The organism is Pseudomonas sp. BC42 (assembly GCF_021560055.1).
In the GTDB taxonomy this organism is placed as follows: domain Bacteria; phylum Pseudomonadota; class Gammaproteobacteria; order Pseudomonadales; family Pseudomonadaceae; genus Aquipseudomonas.
Genome location: NZ_CP091067.1, coordinates 6,590,101 through 6,603,706, shown reverse-complemented (window position 1 = coordinate 6,603,706; position 13,606 = coordinate 6,590,101). Strand labels below are relative to the sequence as shown.

General features: G+C 63.4%; 15 protein-coding genes and 1 pseudogene. 7 read left to right on the top strand and 9 right to left on the bottom strand.

Annotated elements, in window-relative coordinates:
* Positions 1-79: 79 nt before the first annotated feature.
* Together L1O02_RS29855 and L1O02_RS29850 are read left to right on the top strand one after the other, a co-directional pair.
* Positions 80-2,452: a TonB-dependent receptor gene (locus L1O02_RS29855; RefSeq protein ID WP_235759262.1), complete on the top strand. Its 2,373-nt coding sequence runs from the start codon at positions 80-82 to the stop codon at positions 2,450-2,452.
* A 66-nt stretch (positions 2,453-2,518) separates the two neighbouring features.
* Entirely contained in the window at positions 2,519-3,868 is a 1,350-nt protein-coding gene (locus tag L1O02_RS29850) for an aryl-sulfate sulfotransferase (RefSeq protein WP_235759260.1), read from the top strand.
* Between the two features lie 104 nt (positions 3,869-3,972).
* On the opposite strand, the gene L1O02_RS29845 is transcribed toward L1O02_RS29850, so the two are convergent.
* The 5 genes from L1O02_RS29845 to L1O02_RS29825 all read right to left on the bottom strand — a co-directional run bounded on the left by L1O02_RS29845 (position 3,973) and on the right by L1O02_RS29825 (position 6,389).
* Complete coding sequence (locus tag L1O02_RS29845) at positions 3,973-4,314, bottom strand: hypothetical protein (protein WP_235759258.1); 342 nt, start codon at positions 4,312-4,314, stop codon at positions 3,973-3,975.
* Positions 4,311-4,739, bottom strand: a complete 429-nt coding sequence (locus L1O02_RS29840; RefSeq protein ID WP_235759256.1) for an SMI1/KNR4 family protein — start codon at positions 4,737-4,739, stop codon at positions 4,311-4,313. Before L1O02_RS29840 ends, L1O02_RS29845 begins: the two co-directional genes overlap by 4 nt.
* Before the next feature lie 105 nt (positions 4,740-4,844).
* On the bottom strand, positions 4,845-5,510 hold the full coding sequence (locus L1O02_RS29835) for a hypothetical protein (protein WP_060836986.1): 666 nt from the start codon (positions 5,508-5,510) through the stop codon (positions 4,845-4,847).
* A 75-nt stretch (positions 5,511-5,585) separates the two neighbouring features.
* On the bottom strand, positions 5,586-5,801 hold the full coding sequence (locus L1O02_RS29830; protein ID WP_016963103.1) for a helix-turn-helix transcriptional regulator: 216 nt from the start codon (positions 5,799-5,801) through the stop codon (positions 5,586-5,588).
* Positions 5,802-5,810: 9 nt separating this feature from the next.
* On the bottom strand, positions 5,811-6,389 hold the full coding sequence (locus tag L1O02_RS29825; protein ID WP_060836987.1) for a hypothetical protein: 579 nt from the start codon (positions 6,387-6,389) through the stop codon (positions 5,811-5,813).
* Positions 6,390-6,693: 304 nt separating this feature from the next.
* Between L1O02_RS29825 and L1O02_RS29820 the strand changes: the two genes are divergently transcribed.
* On the top strand, positions 6,694-6,945 hold the full coding sequence (locus L1O02_RS29820; protein WP_016963101.1) for a helix-turn-helix domain-containing protein: 252 nt from the start codon (positions 6,694-6,696) through the stop codon (positions 6,943-6,945).
* Positions 6,945-8,140 (top strand): annotated as a pseudogene (locus tag L1O02_RS29815) (type II toxin-antitoxin system HipA family toxin). Before L1O02_RS29820 ends, L1O02_RS29815 begins: the two are co-directional and overlap by 1 nt.
* Before the next feature lie 179 nt (positions 8,141-8,319).
* Here L1O02_RS29815 and L1O02_RS29810 read toward each other — a convergent pair.
* The gene (locus tag L1O02_RS29810) at positions 8,320-8,796 is read right to left on the bottom strand and encodes a DUF6392 family protein (protein ID WP_235759254.1); all 477 of its coding nucleotides are present in this window, start codon (positions 8,794-8,796) and stop codon (positions 8,320-8,322) included.
* Between the two features lie 260 nt (positions 8,797-9,056).
* Here L1O02_RS29810 and L1O02_RS29805 point away from each other — a divergent pair, with 260 nt between their 5' ends.
* A complete protein-coding gene (locus L1O02_RS29805; protein WP_060836990.1) occupies positions 9,057-9,317 on the top strand; it encodes a hypothetical protein in 261 nt (86 codons plus the stop codon).
* A 49-nt stretch (positions 9,318-9,366) separates the two neighbouring features.
* Here the strand turns inward: L1O02_RS29805 and L1O02_RS29800 are convergent, their stop codons facing one another.
* The 3 genes from L1O02_RS29800 to L1O02_RS29790 are packed head-to-tail and all read right to left on the bottom strand — an operon-like array spanning position 9,367 to position 11,707.
* Positions 9,367-10,572, bottom strand: a complete 1,206-nt coding sequence (locus tag L1O02_RS29800) for a CynX/NimT family MFS transporter (protein ID WP_235759252.1) — start codon at positions 10,570-10,572, stop codon at positions 9,367-9,369.
* Positions 10,559-11,020, bottom strand: coding sequence for a nucleoside deaminase (locus L1O02_RS29795; RefSeq protein WP_235759250.1), 462 nt, complete (start codon positions 11,018-11,020; stop codon positions 10,559-10,561). The genes L1O02_RS29800 and L1O02_RS29795 overlap by 14 nt, the downstream gene beginning before the upstream one ends.
* A 24-nt stretch (positions 11,021-11,044) precedes the next feature.
* On the bottom strand, positions 11,045-11,707 hold the full coding sequence (locus tag L1O02_RS29790; RefSeq protein WP_235759248.1) for an ankyrin repeat domain-containing protein: 663 nt from the start codon (positions 11,705-11,707) through the stop codon (positions 11,045-11,047).
* A 108-nt stretch (positions 11,708-11,815) separates the two neighbouring features.
* Here L1O02_RS29790 and L1O02_RS29785 point away from each other — a divergent pair, with 108 nt between their 5' ends.
* Both L1O02_RS29785 and L1O02_RS29780 read left to right on the top strand, forming a co-directional pair.
* Positions 11,816-12,688 (top strand): LysR substrate-binding domain-containing protein, encoded by an 873-nt coding sequence (locus tag L1O02_RS29785; protein WP_108545820.1) that lies wholly within the window; start codon positions 11,816-11,818, stop codon positions 12,686-12,688.
* Between the two features lie 179 nt (positions 12,689-12,867).
* Positions 12,868-13,191 (top strand): hypothetical protein, encoded by a 324-nt coding sequence (locus L1O02_RS29780; RefSeq protein ID WP_016963092.1) that lies wholly within the window; start codon positions 12,868-12,870, stop codon positions 13,189-13,191.
* Positions 13,192-13,606: the final 415 nt, after the last annotated feature.

Here is a 13,606-nt window from a genome sequence, read left to right as displayed (position 1 = left end):
CAGTAAATCTTTGTAAAAACATAAATAAATAACTTTAAGGAATATACGAGGCTGTATATTTTCTGACCAGGAGCCGCCCATGAGCCCGTTGTCCCTCGCTTCACCCCTCTCGCCCCGGCGGCTCAAGCGCCTGCCCCTGGCGCTGTTGCTGGCCGGCAGCGCGAGCTGGACGCCGACCTGGGCCGAAGACGCCCCGGCGCCGGATGCCGTGCCGGCCAAGAGCAGCGCCAGCAAGGCCAAGGCCGATGACGGCCAGTTGCAGACGGTGACCGTGACCGCCCGGCGCCGCGAGGAAAGCTCGCAGAACGTGCCCACGCCCATGAGCGTGGTGGGCGGCCAGGCCCTGGAGAGCCAGCGGGTGTACCGCATTCAGGATCTGCAGCAACTGGTGCCCAGCGTCAACGTCGCCTACATGCATGCGCGCCAGTCCAGCGTGTCGATCCGCGGCCTGGGCAACAACCCGGCCAGCGATGGCCTGGAAGGTAGCGTCGGGCTGTACATCGACAACGTCTACCTGGGAAGGCCGGGGATGGCGGTGTTCGACCTGATGGACATCGAGCAGCTGGAAGTGCTGCGCGGTCCCCAGGGCACCCTGTTCGGCAAGAACACCACCGCCGGGGTGATCAACATCAGCACCCGGGCGCCGAGCTTCACCCCGGAACGCAGCATCGAAACTTCCCTCGGCGAGGACGGCTACTTCCAGACCAAGGGCACGATTTCCGGGCCGCTGACCGATGAGCTGGCCGGGCGTTTTTCCGCCTACCGCACCCGCAGCGACGGCGACATCAAGAACGAATTCGACGGCCATGACCTCAATGGCGGATCGCGCCAGGGCTTTCGCGGGCAACTGCTGTACAAGCCCAACGACAGCTTCAACCTGCGCTGGATCGGCGACTACAACGAAGAGGATTCCAGCGCCGGCACCCGGGTGCTGTACAGCACCGGGCCGACCATCAACGGCACCAACGTCTACGAGTCCCGCGCGGCGGCGGCCGGGGCGACCCTGGTCAACGGCTCGCACCGCAAGGTCAACCTGGACAACGACCAGCATGTCACGGTGTTCCAGGGCGGCACTTCGCTTGAGGCCAACTGGACCCTGCCCAGCGATTTCACCCTGACCTCGGTCAGTTCCTACCGCTGGTGGAACTTCACCCCGCGCAACGACGACGGCCTCAACGTGCCGGCCAGCTACAACGCCGGGGTGTCGGTGGAAGACAAACAGTGGTCGCAGGAATTCCGCCTGGCCTCGCCCACTGGCGGCTTCTTCGACTACGTGCTGGGCGCCTACTACTTCGGCTCCGACCTGGACAACAAATCCTTCGCCTATTACGGGCCCAAGGCGGACATCTGGAACGGCACCCCGGCCGGGGCCCTGAGCAACGTCACCAGCATCGGCAACGGGCATATCCAGACCAACAGTTTCGCCCTGTTCGCCCAGGGCACCTGGCACCTGACCGAGCGCCTGGATTTCACCGCCGGGCTGCGCGGCACCTACGAGGAAAAAAGCGCCTGGGTCAGCCGCAACGCGCCGCTGGGCGGCGCCGCGGTGGCCGGTGCCGCCGCCAACGCCCGTCGTGGCCGTGCCGGGGCCTATGATTCGGGCGACCTCAACCAGTACAGCACCAGCCCTTCGGGCCTGCTCAACCTCAGCTACCGCTTCACCGATGACCTGCTGGGCTACGCCACCCTGTCCCATGGCGAGAAGTCCGGCGGGGTCAACCTGGCGGTGGGCTCGGCGCCGACCGCCGGGGCCGACTCGCTGCTGATCGGCACCGAGCGCGCCAACAACGCCGAGCTGGGGTTCAAGAGCACCCTGTGGGACCGCCGCCTGCAACTCAACGCCAACCTGTTCTGGACCCAGGTCAACGGCTACCAGACCAACGCCTACGACAATGCCAACCGCGTGCAGTACCTGACCAACGCCGGGTCGGTGCGCTCGCGCGGGGTGGAAGTGGAAAGCACCCTGGTGCCGATCCGCGGCCTGACCCTGAACCTCAACGGTTCCTACAACGACGTGCGCTACCTGTCCTACAAGGATGCGCCGTGCCCGCCGGAAGTCAGCCTGCGCCCGGGAGCACCGGCCTCCTGCGACCTCAGCGGCCACCAAGTGGTGGGCGCCTCGAAATGGATCGGCAACGCCAACGGCGAATACAAGTGGAACCTGGACAACGGCCTGGAAGAGTACGTCACCGCCAGCTACGCCTTCCGCTCCAAGGCCGTGGGCACCGTGGAAGATTCCGCTTACGGGCAGATCCCCAGCTACGCCGTGGTCAACCTGTCCACCGGCCTGCGCGGCAACTACGAACAGGGCCAGTGGGACGTCTCGCTGTGGCTGAAGAACGCCTTCGACAAGACCTACTACACCACCCTCTGGACTGCCGGCAACGGCGGTTACGAAGGCCTGCTGGGCACCCCGCGAACCCTGGGCGTGACCGGACGCTACGACTTCTGAAACCCGGCTTCACGTATCTCGCGCCGGGTCTGCCGGCGCCCTTCGACCTGAACAGGAGTGCTCGTCATGCTGCGTGTCAAAAGCGTTTTGCCCTGGCTGATTGCCGCCAACCTGCTGGCTTCGGCGGTGCAGGCCGCCCCCAGCGTCTACCCCACCGGAGTGACCCGCTACGATCCGGCCAGGGCCTATAACCAGTACGTGATCTTCAGCGGCGCCGACAAACAGACGCACCTGATCGACATGAACGGCAACGAGGTGAAGCACTGGCCGCAAGCCGGTTTCCCCTCGGCGATCATCGACCCGCAGCTGGTGAACGGCGAGCGCGGCCGGGTGCTGTTGCAGCTCAAGGACAAGGATCCCGGCCCCCTGGGTTCGGCGGGCAATGGCCTGGGCAACCAGAGCGTCGGCGAGCTGGACTGGAACGGTAAGGTGCTCTGGCAATGGGGCGACCAGGCCCCGGGCGGCGCCGCCCAGCAGCACCACGACCAGCGCCGCCTGGGCAACGGCAACACCCTGGTGCTGGCCAACAAGGTGCACAAGGTGGCGGGGTTCAAGGTGCCCCAGGTGATCGACGATGCGATCTATGAGGTCAGCCCCGACGGCCAGGTCAAATGGCAGTGGCTGGCCTCCGAGCACCTCAGGGAATTCGGCTTTACTCCGGCGCAATTGAAGCTGGTGTACGGCAGCGACAACCCGGACTACCTGCACATCAACAACCTCAGCGTGGTGGGCCCCAACCAGTGGTTTGACGGCGGCGATAAACGCTTCGCCCCGGACAACCTGTTGATCGATTCACGCAACGCCAACTTCATCGCCATCCTCGACAAGCACAGCGGCAAGGTGGTCTGGCGCCTGGGGCCGAACCTGGCGCCGATCAACCCGAAGACCGCGGCCAAGGTACCGCGCCCGGTGGACCAGTTTGTCGGCCAGCATGACGCCCACATCATTCCTGCCGGCTTGCCGGGCGCCGGGCACCTGCTGGTGTTCGACAACCAGGGCACGGCCGGCTACCCCTCGGTGCCTTTGGGGCTGATTGCCGGCTCCCGGGTGCTGGAGATCGACCCGATCAGGAACGAGATTGTCTGGCAGTACAGCGCCGCCAGTTCCCGGCAGCCGGGCTGGGCCTTCTACAGCTCGTTCATCAGCAGCGCGCGGCGTTTGCCCAACGGCAACACGCTGATCGATGAGGGCATGAACGGACGCTTCTTCCAGGTCACGGCTGGCGGCGAGATCGTCTGGGAATACGTCAGCCCCTACCTGGGCAAGGCCCCGGGCAGCGAGGCCGTCAGCAACTGGGTGTACCGCGCCTTGCCGGTGAGCTACGACTGGGTGCCCCAGGGCACACCGCGTTCGGAAACCGCGGTGAGCGTGCCGGAGTTGGGGTTGAAGCAGGCCAGTGCCAGCGCGGGGATCTGAGCTTGTGAGGCCGTGCCGTGGCCCGGCTTGGGTCGGGCTGGCGCCCTAGCGGGAGCAAGCGCCCTCGCCACCAATGAGGCGCGGGAGCCGCTCTGGGGAGGACTTCAGAAGTAGAAGAACAGGCCGGTGTCCCGTTCCAGGGCCAGGCGATTCAGGGCGATGAGCCTGTGGATAAGTTCATCCTCCACCGTCGCGGTCCGGGTGAGGATCGACAGCGCCGTGGCCAGGGCGGCCTGGCCTTGGATCGAGGCGTCTTCGTAGTCGTCGATCAGGCTGCCCAGGGCGCGGTTCAAACGCGGTAGCAGGTCGCTGCGGGACAGTAGCGCCCACTGCTCTGGGGACAGCGCCAGTTCCTCCAGGTCGCCCGGCAGGCACTGGTCCAGATCCAGGCGCTGCATGGCGGCCTTGCTGGTGGGCACCACTATCCATTTTTGCGGTGCGCTCATGGCTGCCACAGTTCGACAAAGGCCTTGAAGTCGGCGGCCACCGGGTAGCGGCTGGCACTGTCGGGATCGAAGATTTCCACCGCCACGCTCGGGCTGTTGAAGTCCAGGCAGATCAGCAGGCCACCGGCATCCCGGGCAATCGGCAGGCAGCCTGCGGGCAGTCCCGGCACGCGGCCCGGACTGGCATACCAGAGCAGGCTCCAGGGTTGGTTGCTCAGGCCGAACTCGAAGAACTCGCTGATGCAGGTGTAGGCGTTGCCATAGCGGAAGGTGCCGATCCCCGGGGTAGCGGCCGCGGCGTATTGCACCAGCTCCAGGTACAGCGACGGAAACTCAAGGCCGAGGCGTTGCTGCACTTGGGCGATCAGCTGTTCGTTCACCGCCGATCCGGGTTCGATTTCCCAGGCAGTCCAGTCCAGGGGCATGTTCGACCTGCGCCTTGTCGTTGAGGGGGTTGTGCCCGCGCGAGGGGGAATCGGGCGGGCGGCGAGGGGCGATTGTAAGCGTGTCGCTTGGTGCGCGGTAGGCGCTTAGTTGCAGCTGTGGCCTTCGGGCAGGGTGACCGTGTATTTGCGCTGCACGCGGTTACGGAAGTCCAGGTTGTCCAGGCTTTCCTGCACCAGGAAATCCTCGACCTTGGCGTCCTGGCAGTCCTCGTTATAGGACGAGGCCCGCAGCAGGAACACCGTGCGCCGGCTCTGCTCGTCCTTGGCCTTGATATTGAAGGTCGACAGGGTGGTGTAGCCGGTGCGCTCCGAGGAGCCGATGGCACGGTAGGACATCGTTGGGGTGCTGGTGCACACGGTCTGTTGGTTCTTGCCGGGCATGCACGTGGTTTTAGTGCTGCTGGGCACCTGGCCGTAGTCGGTGGCGGTGTAGCGGTAGCTGGTCTTTTTACTGCCCACGTCCAGGGCAATGTTCATGCGAAACGGCGGGTGGTTTTTCGGCAACGACGACTCGGTGTAGACCTGGGTGAAACCCATGCCGTGCAGGGCGGCGACCATGTCGCGCAGGTAGTAACTGGCCTTGAGGCCCTGGGCGTCCTTGGCGCTGTTGACGGTCACCAGCACTGGAGCCTTGGGGTCGAAGTAATAGTCTTGGGCCGGGGTGGCGTCGATCGCCACTTCGAGTTTGTTGGCGCAGCCGGTCAAAAGCAGGACGAACAGAAACAGCGGGCAGAGCAGGTAGCGAGTCATGAATAAGCCAATGTGCAACGTGAGGAATGGATAAGGCTTTAACGATCGAGACTCGGTTCGAACAAACGCGGGGGGTTACGCAGGCTCGCTGGCCTGATACTCCAGCAGGTCGCCGGGTTGGCAGTCGAGTGCAGCGCAGAGTTTGTCCAGGGTCTCGATTTTCATCCCCTTGACCTTGCCATTTTTCAGCAACGACAGATTCGCCTCGGTAATGCCCAGGATGGCGGCCAACTCTTTGGAGCGAATCTTGTTTTTAGCCATGACAACGTCAAGCCGAACGATAATGGTCATCTCATTGTTCTATATGTAGTGACTGTGCTCATCACTGAGGACTTTGGCGTCGCGCATGATAATGGAAAACGAGCAGAGCAAGATTCCTTTGACCACCTCGTAGGCGGCGTAGGACGAGAAGCCCGCGGAGATCTGCAGGATGCGCTGGCCGGGCGGCAGGTCGAGGGACAGGGCCAGGCCTTGCAGGGTTTCCATCATCGGGAACGTCGCCGGGGCGACGATCCACAACATGCCCACGCGCCAGAGGATGCGGATGTTGCGATCGCTCCAGGTTTCGCCGCGCGACAGGCGCAGGAAGAACACCCCGGTCAGGTACAGGGCGAAGCTCGACAGCAGCAGGGGCAGGAAGTCGAGAATCACCAGCAGGGTGAAGCTTGCGGAGGAGAGTTTGAAGTCGGCTTCCAGCAGGCGGGGCGAGTGGTCGGCGAAGACGCTGAGCAGGGCGCCCAGGACCTGGTCCTTGTTGTAGATCCACATTCCGGCATTGCCACCGACCTCGACGACACCCATGACCCAGGCCAGGATCGCGGCCAGCAGGCCGACCCGTCGCAAGCGGTATTGGGCCGAGCCGTTGATTTGGGAGTGCATGCGTTATTCCTTGCAAAACTTGGGGGTGGCTGATTATTGATAAATAATTATCGAATTACAATAATTTATTTCTCTAGAATTGTTCTCGTCTAGCCGCCTGGAATGATGTTGTGGCGAGGGAGCTTGCTCCCGCTCGGGCGCGTAGCGGCCGTAAAACCTGTGCTTGCGACAGTCAGGGAGTACATATCCACTATCGAAGCCTTTCACCCGCCGCCACGGAGTGTGAGCCCCCACAGTGTCCCTTTGATTTTTCGCCATGTTAGGTATACGTTACATTCAATCAATTTTGTTACGTATACAGAACATGGACTACCTTCTTATCACCGCGCGCCTTGGCGAGCAGGTTCGCCAGCGTCGTCTGCACCGTGGCCTGACCCAAGCCAGCCTGGCCGCCTTGGCCGGCGTGACCCGGCAGAAGGTCATCGCCATCGAGCGGGGCGACTTGTCGGTGGGCATGGCGGCCTATGCGCGGGTGCTGGGAGCCCTGGACTGTGAATTCACCCTGGTGCCTGCCGCGATGCCCACATTGGACGAGATCCAGGGAGTGTTCGACTGATGGCCACGGTGCTGCAGGTAGCCACCCCGGCCGGTGAGAGCGGGAAAATCCACCGTGGCGCTGGCGATTATCTGTTTCGCTATCACGATGATGCTCGGGCACAGGCGGCAATCAGTCTGCTGATGCCTGTGCGGCTGGATGAATACCGTTATCGGGAGTTGCACCCGATCTTTCAGATGAACCTGCCCGAAGGCTATGTGCTGGAGCAACTGCGCAACCGCCTGGCCAAGGTGGTGAAGGTCGACCCGATGTTACTGCTGGCGCTGTCCGGCAGCAGCGCGCCGATCGGGCGGGTCGCGGTGAGCTCGCCCGAAGTCGATGGGCTGTTGCAGCGACAGCAGTTTCCTGGGGAAAAACTTGAAGAAATCCTCGCGTGGGATGGCGCCGAGGACATCTTTGCCGACCTGGTGGACCGCTACATCCTGCGTGCCGGGATATCCGGCGTGCAGCCCAAGGTCATGGTGCCGGAGCGGCATGACGCCGCGTCGCAGCGTTTTACCTCGAACACCTCAGAGTTGATCATCAAGAGCGGCCGGGATGAGTTTCCGGGGTTGGCGATCAACGAGTTCCTGTGCATGTCGGTGGCCAGGGAGGCGGGGATGGCGGTGCCCGAGTTCTACCTCTCTGATAACGCCAAACTGTTTGTCATGCGCCGCTTCGACCGGGACGAGCAGCTCGGTTGCCTGGGGTTTGAAGACATGGCGGCGTTGATGGGGCTGGGTGCGGAGCAGAAATACAGCAAGAGCTATTCGGCCATTGCCAAGGCCGTTCGCCTGTTCTGCCCGCCTGAGCAGGTGCCGGGTTCACTGGCGCAGTTGTTTGCCATGGTCAGCCTGAGCTGCATGGTGGGGAATGGCGATGCCCACCTGAAGAACTTCGGGTTGTTGTATTCCGATCCTGGCCAGCGCGATGCACGGCTAGCGCCGGCCTACGACATCGTCAACACCACGGCCTACATCCCGCAGGACGTGCTGGCCCTGGATCTGCTGGGCAACAAGTCCCTGTTTGCTTCGCGGCAGGGGTTGCTGGAGTTCGCCAAGGTCTGTGATGTGGCTCGTCCGCAAGAGGTCATTCGTGGGCAGTTGGACGCACTGGAGCGGGTGTTGAGCCGATCGGCCGAATGGGGCGAACGGGCACCGCATGTCGTCGGGCGATCCGGCACTGTGCCGAGCCGTTTATGAAAACCTTTGGCTAGTGCCTGTGTTGTCGGGCCGTGCGTTGCGGCGGCCTACCGGCCGCCACGTTTCCTGTAGCCGCTGCCGAGCCTGCGAGGCTGCGAAAAGGACCGCAGGGCCTTGCTTGGCGCTCTCGCGCCGGTCCTCTGACGCCTGGCGGATCGCCGCGAATCCTAAAGAGCTACGTGGTGCGGTCGAATCAGTCGCGCTTTGGCTCCAGCAAGTCGAACGACAGGACCTTGATTCGCCCATCGACGCTATAGACGAATCCAACCCGCGCACCGGGATGCAGGTGCTCCGCCAGGCGGTAGCTCTCCCAGGCGTTGAGCGTGCGTTGCCCATCGGCTGATGGCGTGCGTTCCCCCGAGCGCAGGGGCGTGCCCAGCAGGTCGTGAATGTCGGTGCGGGTCATGCTGCGTGAGAACGGGGCGGGCAGTTCGCCGCTGTAGAACGAGCGCCCCTGTTCAAGGGGCATGAGTTCGATCAGGACCTTTTCCAGGGCCAGGCTGTCTTCCCGGAAGTCCAGCATCAGGCCGGGTTCGACGATCACGGTCAGCCATTCGAATTCGTCGTAGAGCTTGCCCGTCGGGCGCTCGATGCTTTCGCCTTGGGCGACCAGCTCTTCGTAGGTGAGGCCCATGCCCTGTACCAGGCGGCTGATCGTTGCGGCGTCCATGGGGGCTTCGTGTCCTTGATTGAGTGCGTGCTGATTGTCGCGAAGGGATTCTACGTGGCGCCGGGGTCGATGGAAGGGAATGGCAATACTTCGGCGATTGTTCCGCCAGGACCTCCTGCCTATAGTCCGGCCTGTCACCGACGCATCGGTGGCCGATCTTAGCCGGTCGAAAACAAATGATGGACGCATCAACTGCCCATCAGACGTTGGGGCAGTTCCTGATTTTCATGATGGTCGCGTTCGGCTAAGGAGTGTTATCCATGTCCGAGTTCACCCCGCTACAAAGCAATCTCACCCCCACCCCGGTGCTCTACCTCAACCCTGCCGCCCCTCCGGCCGATCTCTATGGCTGCGCTGTGCAGCGGATCAAGGCCACTCGCGATCTGATGCACAGTCTCAACTGCCTGAGCATCAAGGGTGTTGCCGATCAAGACCTGAGCCATGTGGCCAATGCCGCTCACCTGCTGCTGCAGGACGGCTGCGATGTGCTGGATGCATTGCAGTGGCGGATCGAGGGCTGATCCGTACCTTGACGCTTGTCCGCCAGGCGGCATCGATTGACGGTCGCGCTCAGGTCGCTGGCGCGACAGTGCCGATAGTGACCCTGGCCTGATAACTGGCTGGGCTGAAAATTCGCGTCAACAGCAGCATCGCCAGGACACCCACGATCAGCACCCACCAGGCGCTGGCAAAGCTACCGGTGACTTGCCGCAGCCAGCCGCTCAGCCACGGCGAGACGGCGTTGAGCAGAAAACCCACGCCCTGGACAAAGGCCGCCAGTTGCCCGGCTTCCCGGGGATCACGGCGGTGATCCAGGGTCAGGATCAGGCTCAGGGCAAAGCAGGCTCCCAGGCCGAAGCCGATCAGCGCCACCCACAGGTGCGGGCTTTGCAAAGGCCACAGCACCAGCCCGAGAAAACCTGCTGCCTGGGCCGCGAGGCTGATGCCCAGCAGTGGGCGGCGGTCGCTGCTGCGCTGGGCCAGGGCCGGCATCAGCAGGGCGGCGGTGACTTGGAAAATCGTCATGAAGGCCAGCAGCGAGCCGCTCTGGGTAGCACTCCAACCCAGCTGCAGGTAGTAGGCCGGCAGCCAGGCCACCATGCTCATGTAGCCGCAGTTCACCAAGCCGAAATACAACGCCAGCAACCAGGCGCGGCGGTTGTTCCAGAGCCCGGCCCCGGAGGGCTGGGCGCCGTTGCGGCGGTCGGCGCCCAGGGGCAGGCACAGCCACAGCAGCAGGGCGGCCATGGCCGGCAGCACCCAGACGCCAAGCCCCACCTGCCAATTGGCGAAGTGGCTGGCCAGCTGCGGGCTGAGCAGGGCGGCGATGCCGCCACCGCCCATCAGCGAGGCCGAGTAGACGCCCATGGCCAGGGCCACCCGCTGTTGGAACTGGCGCTTGATCAGCGCCGGCACCAGGGCCTGGATCAAGGCCACGCCGGCGCCGCCGAGCAGGGCGGTGGCGAGCAAGGCCGCGGCCTGGCCGAAGAACAGCCGCACCAGGCAGGCCAGCAACACCAGCAGCAAACCCAGGGACACACCACGGCGTTCGCCGAGTCGGGCTTCGATGCGTACACCGAGCAAGGCCACCAGGCCCATGCAGATCACCGGCAGGCTGGTGAGCCAGGCGCTGCTCTGGAAGCTCATGCCGGTGGCGCCGCGAATCTCGTTGAGCAACGGGCTGACCGAGCTGAGGATCGGTCGCAGGTTCAGGCCCAGGCACACCAGCAGCGCCCAGCCGGCGAAGGTCTTGAAGGCCGATTCAGTTCGCTGCATGGCGCGCCTGCCAGTCCTGGTAGAGGGCGGTCATGGCCGCCTGGGGCAGGTGCAGCAGCGGCAGGCGCTGAGCTTCCAGGGGCTTGCCCAGTTGCTGGTAAATGGCCGCGGTGGACAGGCCGAACGGCTGCGCCTGTTCATTGCTGGCAGCGAACACCGCGCGGGACACACCGCACAGGTACATGGCGGCCAGGCACATGGGGCAGGGTTGGCCGCTGGCGTAGATCACGCAGTCGTCCAGGCGCGGGCCCAGTTGCCGGCTGGCGGCGCGGATGGCGAGCATTTCGGCGTGGGCGGTGGGGTCCTGGCTGAGGTGGATTTCATTCACCGCCTCGGCCAGCACCCGGCCGTTGCGCACCAGCAGTGCGCCGAACGGGCGGCCGCCCTGCTGGACATTGTGCCGGGCCAGTTCAACGGCCCGTTGCAGGTAGTGTTGATCGTCGTGCATGCAAGGTTCCTAAAAAGGGGGGCTTCAGGTGGCGCCGGCCTCGCGCAGCAGCTTGGCGATGGCCCGCTGGCCACGGCGTTCGGCCTGTTGCAAAGGGCTGAGGCCGGCGCGGTCCGGCAGGTTCAGGTCGGCGCCGGCGGCAATCAGTTGGGCGACGATCTGCTGGTGCGCCGGACCGCCGTCGGACAGCACGATGGCTTCCATCAGGCAGGTCCAGCCCAGGTGGTTGACGTGGTCCAGCTCGACGCCGGCTGCGATCAGCAGGCGCACGGTTTCCACATGCCCGCGTTCGCAGGCCGGGATCAGCGCGGTGCCGCCGTAGCGGTTGGTGCTCTTGAGGTCGGCGCCGTGGGCCAGGGTCAGCTTGAGGATTTCGTTGTGGCCGCTGGCGCCGGCCAGCAGGTAGGGGCTGTCCTGGATCAGGTTCTTGCGGTTGACGTCGGCCCCGGCTTCGATCAGCGCGCGGGCGATGTCGATGCGGTTGTCGCGGGTGGCCAGCAGCAGCGGACTGCTGCCGTCCAGGCCCCGGGCGTCGGGTGCTGCGCCCTGTTCAAGCAACCGTTGCACCTGTTGCAGCTGACCCTGGCGCACCGCCTCCAGCAACGAGCCATCGCTGGCCATGACCAGCCCCGCCGTGAGCAGACCGGTGGCGATCAGGCCGCATTTCAGAAAGCGCTTGAGTTGCATCAGAACCTCCCGTTCCTGCCAATGAAAGGCGAGTATGGTGATGGCCCTGGGTATTCTGAAATTAAATATAACCATGCCAATCAGTGGCATTGAGGATGGTAGATCGCGATGCTGGATCCCGTGTTGCTTCGCAGTTTTGTCGCGGTGGCCGACAGCCAGAACTTCACCCGCGCCGCCGAGCGCCTGCACCTGACCCAGTCCACGGTGAGCCAGCAGGTGCGGCGCCTGGAAGAGAGCCTGGGCTGCCAGTTGCTCGACCGCGACCAGCGCCGGGTGGTGGCCACGGTGGAGGGCGAGCGCCTGCTGGCTTATGCCCGGCGCATCCTGGCGCTGCATGAAGAGGCCTGTGATGTGCTGGTCAACCAGCGCGGCGAAGAGGTGCTGCGCCTGGGCGTGCCGGAAGACTTTGCCGCCGAGCGCCTGATGCCCTTGCTCTCGCGCTTTGGCCTGGACTATCCGGCGGTGCGCCTGGAGGTCACCAGCGGTCTGGGACCTGAGTTGCTGCGCCAGTTCCGCCGTGGCGAGTTCGATCTGTTGCTGGTCAAGCAGATGGGCCACAGCGACGACTGCCTGGAGTCCTGGCCCGAGCCTTTGTGCTGGGTCGACAGCCTGCGCCAGCCAACCTTGGGCCGCGATCCGCTGCCGCTGGTGGCGTTTCCGGTGGGCGGGTTGTATCGCCAGGAAATGCTTCACCACCTGGAGGTCGGCGGCTGGCCGTGGCGCATCGCCTATTCCAGCGCCAGCCTGGCCAGCGTCTGTTCGGCGGTGGCGGCGGGGCTGGGCATCAGCCTGTTGCCGGTGCGGGTGCTGGGCAAGGGCCACCGGATACTCGACGCCGCCAGCGGCCTGCCGGATATCCAGGGCGTGCGCCTGGCGCTGTATGCCGGCAGTGGCTTGAGTCGGGCCGGCAAGGCATTACAAGAGCAGTTGAGGGCCGTGGCCAGCGTCAAGCCGCAAGTTGAAAACACCGGGAAGTTATAAGTGCTTTTGTTTCGGTCATAACTTATAGAGAGCCGATTGCAGGCTATAGCTATTTAATTAGTTGTTGCGAAAGTTTGTTTTGGACAGAGTTATAAACGCCGACCATGCTGGGTTTGTGAGTTCCAGGAGGAACTTGCTTCATTGGACGAAACATTCAACCGCATAAGGAAACCCGCATTATGTCGAGCATCAATGGAACCTATGTAAACTCCAACGCTGACGCCCGTCTGGTCGTGACCGACGGCAACGACTCCAACGGTTCGTTCAGCGGTGAGTTGACCCAGGCCGGGGTCAAGTACAGCGTCGCCGGGCATTACCACTTCCAGAACAGCACCGGGCAGCCGACCATCATCAATGTATCCGGCTACAACGATGGCTACGGCTACCAGGCCTGGGCGCTGTTTTCACCCGACCACAACTATTCCCGGTTGCGCGCCTCCGGTGCCCGTAGCAACTTCAGCGGCGATGTGGTCGGCCTGAGCGGTGAGTTCGTCAAGCAATAACAAACTCGATAATAATCAGCCGCTGAATACGCGCTGCCTTATATAAGGTGGCGTGCCGGTTCAGCGGCTTTGTCGTGTCCGCTTGTAAAGTTAATTAAGTACATGGGCGCTGAAGTTGGTTTCGAGTGCAATGGGGTTCTATTTTTTTTTGCACTAACAGGCCTGCTTCGATGCTTTGCGGGAATATTTTCAATGCCTGCAAGGCATGGCGTTTTTCCCTCTTGGCTACAGCCCTTGAATCACGGGGCCTGAGCTGTTCAGGGTGAATTCAATATTCCGTTTCGATCTATCTATAACTTGAAAGATTACTTTAAGAGATAAGCATGGGGCACTGATCATTGAGTCCCCGGCAGCGTTGCGTGGGGGGTGTTCAAACGCCGCTGCCGGGTTATTCAAAAGATCGTAGGGAGTGAAT